At 52.0% G+C, this 4,348-nt stretch carries 7 protein-coding genes; 2 read left to right on the top strand and 5 right to left on the bottom strand.

Going from position 1 to position 4,348, the window contains the following annotated elements:
- Together ACZRKO_RS22720 and ACZRKO_RS22715 are read left to right on the top strand one after the other, a co-directional pair.
- The coding region (locus ACZRKO_RS22720) for a hypothetical protein (RefSeq protein ID WP_463739334.1) at nt 1-483 on the top strand (483 nt) is incomplete at its 5' end.
- A 194-nt stretch (nt 484-677) separates the two neighbouring features.
- Nucleotides 678-917 (top strand): hypothetical protein, encoded by a 240-nt coding sequence (locus ACZRKO_RS22715; RefSeq protein WP_119823631.1) that lies wholly within the window; start codon nt 678-680, stop codon nt 915-917.
- A 158-nt stretch (nt 918-1,075) separates the two neighbouring features.
- On the opposite strand, the gene ACZRKO_RS22710 is transcribed toward ACZRKO_RS22715, so the two are convergent.
- The 5 genes from ACZRKO_RS22710 to ACZRKO_RS22690 all read right to left on the bottom strand — a co-directional run bounded on the left by ACZRKO_RS22710 (nt 1,076) and on the right by ACZRKO_RS22690 (nt 4,121).
- Nucleotides 1,076-1,288 carry an antirestriction protein gene (locus ACZRKO_RS22710; protein WP_119823633.1) on the bottom strand — a complete coding sequence of 71 codons (213 nt, stop codon included), beginning with the start codon at nt 1,286-1,288 and terminating at the stop codon, nt 1,076-1,078.
- Nucleotides 1,289-2,176: 888 nt separating this feature from the next.
- Nucleotides 2,177-2,977, bottom strand: coding sequence for an N-6 DNA methylase (locus ACZRKO_RS22705; protein WP_414058657.1), 801 nt, complete (start codon nt 2,975-2,977; stop codon nt 2,177-2,179).
- Nucleotides 2,974-3,345, bottom strand: a complete 372-nt coding sequence (locus tag ACZRKO_RS22700) for a DUF3085 domain-containing protein (protein WP_414058656.1) — start codon at nt 3,343-3,345, stop codon at nt 2,974-2,976. The genes ACZRKO_RS22705 and ACZRKO_RS22700 overlap by 4 nt, the downstream gene beginning before the upstream one ends.
- A 52-nt stretch (nt 3,346-3,397) precedes the next feature.
- Entirely contained in the window at nt 3,398-3,643 is a 246-nt protein-coding gene (locus ACZRKO_RS22695) for a hypothetical protein (RefSeq protein WP_414058655.1), read from the bottom strand.
- Nucleotides 3,644-3,731: 88 nt separating this feature from the next.
- A complete protein-coding gene (locus ACZRKO_RS22690) occupies nt 3,732-4,121 on the bottom strand; it encodes a hypothetical protein (RefSeq protein ID WP_414058654.1) in 390 nt (129 codons plus the stop codon).
- Nucleotides 4,122-4,348: the final 227 nt, after the last annotated feature.

Raw genomic sequence — 4,348 nt, 5'->3', positions numbered from 1 at the left:
CAGCAGCGTACCGCACCCGCTACGGTGCCGACTAATGCGAAACCGTGGGACGCCTGCGCAGCGGCGTACCGCATACCGGAACGATGCCAATCAATGCGATTCCGTGGGATGCCTGCGCGTCGGCGTACCGCATACCGGAAAGGTGCCAATCAATGCGAATCCGTGGGGCGCCTGCGCAGCGGCGTACCGCATACCGGAACGGCGGCAACCGGTGCGAAACCGTGGGACGTCTGCGCAGCGGCGTACCGCATACCGGAACGGCGGCAACCGGTGCGAAACCGTGGGACGCCTGCGCAGCGGCGTACCGCATACCGGGACGGCGGCAACCAGTGCGAAACCGTGGGACGCCTGCGCAGCAGCGTACCGCATACCGGAACGGCGGCAACCGGTGCGAAACCGTGGGACGTCTGCGCAGCAGCGTACCGCACCCGTTACGGTGCCAACCAATGCGAAAACGTAGAACGCCTTCGCAGCAACAAGTAGATCGTCATAAGACGACTCAGAAAGCAGAAATATGGTGGATGTGGTGAGCCAGATAAGGGACGTAGGCCGATAATTTGCGCATGCGCAAATTAGTGCCAAAATTGGAGGCGGAGTTGCCTCCACAGAATGGCCGGTTGAAAGAATGCAGATCCCGTAATATGATACATTTTTGTATCACACTACAAGGTAAAGAAATGGCACAAATTATCGAGAAAGGAAAGACGGCAAATAAACGTTTTCAGTTCTATAGTCCCTCCTCTGTCATCGACGAATACACTGAGAAGAAAAAATTACTGGAGAAAAGAGGCAAAACTATCGATTTAACTGAAGACTTTACAAAGGTTCTAAAAAGCGCAATCAAAAGTATCGATGAAGAACTATCTAAGTCGGAAAAAACTAATAGCTACCAAGGACAAAATAACCAAAACGTATAAGATATAAAGCAGGCAAATGCCTGCTTTTCATTGATAATTCTTATTATTTAAACAGAACTATAATGCAAGTACTTTTCCAGTTCCTTAATGAACGCGGTGGGTATCCCTTTTGGCTATTGCCAACTAAAATATCCACTCAAGACCAAACAATTTGTTGATCAATCACTCGCACCAAATATTAAACCACTTTCTGCATGTTCACTCGCAGAATCTCGCAATAGATAATATTGTTTAGTGAGTCTCGCCTGAAGTTCGGATAAACCGTGCTCATAACATACGTGAATCATCGCATTAAGAGCATAAAGAGAAGCAATTACACCAACTGCATCGACAGTTACATGACCATCAAAATAATTAGATGGAATTTTCATCTGTCCCTGGGGCCATGTAATAACATCCGTTATATAGACTGTAATACTCCAAATATCTTCCACTGATAGTTTTCACTATTCGCGCTGTCACTCATCCATTTCTTTGCAAGCTCCCATTTTTGGACATGTAATAAAAAGCAAATCATACGAATCCGCTCCGACGAAATGCAGCACTTTATTTTCCTGCCAGGAACGATTATGTGCCAACCGAAGTTAAAGCGATCGCGCGAGGTCTTCAAAATCACAAGCGATGTTGTAACTATTCATTATTGTTAGCGTAGATTTACTGGCGGCTCCTTCCTCTTTTTCTGTGATTCACGGGCTGAACTCGCTGGCTATGTTGTGCTGATAGGACAAAGTTTACCCTGCCCTCCGGTAATCCGTACCCCACAGAATGCACACATTCGCGCGCGCCGGAACGGTGTGTCGCCCTGAGCGGCCGGTTTACCGGCCAGTGTCTGTGCGGCGGCGTAGCCGCCTGCGGGGGTTGACCTGGCGGTTGCCATCAGACCCTAGCCGTCAGGCCGGAACCCCGCAGGGGTTCCGCGAAGCTTACCGGCTTGCCGGTTAGCGTAGTCGGGCTCGACGACCGGCCGCAGGTCGGGAGCCGAAGGGGGCCATGTCCTGGGGGTGACTTAAGGTGGCAAAAACGACCAGGAAAAGATCTGAAAGGAGGAATACATACAGGATCACGCACAACAGCTGCACGACGAAAAAGAGCGAAAGCCCGGAGAGAAAGAGACAGTAAGTGAAGAGAGAGACAAGCCCCCGGAACAGAACGGAGAGAGAGGGCGGCGAAGCCGCCCCGTCACTCTGATTGGGCAGGCGGAACGCCTGCGGGCGGGTTTTAGGCGAGCTAAAAAGCAGGGATTGCTCCCTGCCCTGTTATCAGAACGTCCGGCGACTGCCCTTAATGCGATACCAGAACGGCGTGTACATTTCGCGGGTGATTTTCTGGCTCAGAGAGTTTCCGATCCTGACGCAGGCGGGAATGCCCAAAAGTGATAACTGAACGTAGCACATACGCGCTGCCACCGGATCCAGATCGGTGCACTGTACCAACAACTGCGTTTGCGGGTTGTAGCCTCTGTCGAGCAGCACTTTAGCCGCCGCGATCACCATACCGCCCGCGCCGCAGGTCGGCTCATCGAGGGTAATATAGGGCGCACCGTCCGCCAGCTCCTGAACGCGCTGCCCCATGACCAGCCCCGCGATCAGCTCACTCAGTGAGAACGGGGTAAAAAACTGCCCCATTTCCTTACTGCTGATCTCCAGTTCCATAAAAATGGAGCCCAGAAAATCGCACATACCCGCGTCCAGACCTGACGTCACCAGAGCCAGCAGGCGTGCCATGCGGTTAAGGTCGTCTTTCTCATAACCGACAATCGTCTGAAAATATTCATTCTCCAGCTCGTCACACTGCAAAAAAGCATTTTCCAGAGCCACGGCGGCCATCGTTACAAAATCCCTGAACACCTGAAACCGGTTGTGATAGCGAGCAGTTTCGCGGAACAGTTTCACGAATTCTTTACGATGATTATCCAGCAGTGAAACTGAGCTATCCCTCACAGGCCGTGAAGGTGAAACCACATCAGCAGGCGGCGCGGTTGTTACGATTACCGGCTTAACCGCCACGGTCTCCGACATTTCTGGCAAGGAAAACAGCGAATCAAACGATAACTGGCTCATGCTGTTTTATCCGCTTCACGCTGGCGGGCAGTAAACACAAACCCGTTATCTGTCACCTCAATCGCTAGATCTGTCTTACCGGTTAACAGGGCATCGAGCGTTTCAGGCGCTAACTTCACGCATTCCCACATATCACCGTTGCCCAGCACGCTATCAATCGCGTCAAAATGCGCTCCTGCGTTGTCCCACAAATCAGGATCAAACCCTTCGGCATAACAGATATTCCGCTTTTCTCGGATAAATGTTGCTTCCGCCGCAGTCAGATAAATACCGTCGTCAGCCAAAAACCACAGTTCACACGCATTTTTCTTCACGTCCTGAATTACCGGCGTCAGCGTCTCCGCTTTAAAAATCAATTTGTTCGGCATTGTTCACCTCTGAAAAGTCATTGAATTGCCGCCCCACAGGGCGGCAAGGTCATCAGGCGTAAGCCCGTTTCAGTTCCAGCGTGCGCAGCACCTGTCCCAGTTCACTGCCCCGCATGGCGGGCACCCTGACGGACTGGCGTTTGCGCTGGCATTTGGCGATATGACGTCCCAGCGCCTTAAACGGCGCGTCAATGTCCTGACTTTTCAGCGGTTCCCGCACAATGCGCGGGTGTTTTTTTGCCGTCTCAGACTTTACAAACGGCGCGGGGGATGCAATTATCTGCGGGTCGATATTCATAGCATTAACTCCAATCGAGTATTGATAGCCGGTCTAACTTTCCAAGGGTCTAACCGGCAGCGAATGAGCAGACGAAAGTCTGCTTTTTTCATTTCTGTATATTGTCTTTCTGTCCTATCACCTCCTTAATGCGCTTAATGATCTCGGAATGGTTCAGCCTGTATTCATCACGCAGATGGAAATACCGGCCTTCAAACTTCGCGTATATGTCCGTTACGCTCCCGCAGTACATTTCTGCAAACTTAAACGACTCACTGTCCCGATCACCCTGCCAGTCCAGCGGCGGCAACGTCCCCAACACGTCCATATATCTATGCAGGTCAATCTCTACGGGTGCGGTAACAAACGATTTCGCCCGAATTTCCCAATAAGCCGCCTCTGTTGCAGCGTTCCAGCTCTCACGCCCTAATCCTTTGAATGTCTCCCCCCATCTTTCGGAAGATTCAGGAGCGGCGGTTTTGACGTTTTGTGTGTGCATTCTTCAGGTCCCCTTCAGGTTAAATGTCATCTCTCGGTGAGTTCTTTCGCGGCAAAGGGCGAAGTAGCAACGGCACGCGGGGGAACGCAAGGGCGCCGCAGGCGTGCATTTCACCCTTGCGTTAACCTGGGTGACGGTGCTACACCCAGCCCTCCGCGTAAGGGCTTAGCGTGAGATGGATAACCGCACCCGGCAGAATGCACACACCCGACGGCGAGGAACGAGGC

This window comes from Ewingella sp. C233, from assembly GCF_055407225.1.
The sequence above is the reverse complement of the archived record's forward strand: the minus strand, read 5'-3'. Positions and strand labels throughout refer to the sequence as shown.

What these genes read in the sequence shown, in the direction of transcription:
- ACZRKO_RS22690 (WP_414058654.1), bottom strand. Translation starts at nt 4,121, where the DNA reads ATGCACACACAAAACGTCAAAACCGCCGCTCCTGAATCTTCCGAAAGA.
- ACZRKO_RS22710 (WP_119823633.1), bottom strand. Translation starts at nt 1,288, where the DNA reads ATGAAAATTCCATCTAATTATTTTGATGGTCATGTAACTGTCGATGCA.
- ACZRKO_RS22715 (WP_119823631.1), top strand. Translation starts at nt 678, where the DNA reads ATGGCACAAATTATCGAGAAAGGAAAGACGGCAAATAAACGTTTTCAG.
- ACZRKO_RS22705 (WP_414058657.1), bottom strand. Translation starts at nt 2,977, where the DNA reads ATGAGCCAGTTATCGTTTGATTCGCTGTTTTCCTTGCCAGAAATGTCG.
- ACZRKO_RS22700 (WP_414058656.1), bottom strand. Translation starts at nt 3,345, where the DNA reads ATGCCGAACAAATTGATTTTTAAAGCGGAGACGCTGACGCCGGTAATT.
- ACZRKO_RS22695 (WP_414058655.1), bottom strand. Translation starts at nt 3,643, where the DNA reads ATGAATATCGACCCGCAGATAATTGCATCCCCCGCGCCGTTTGTAAAG.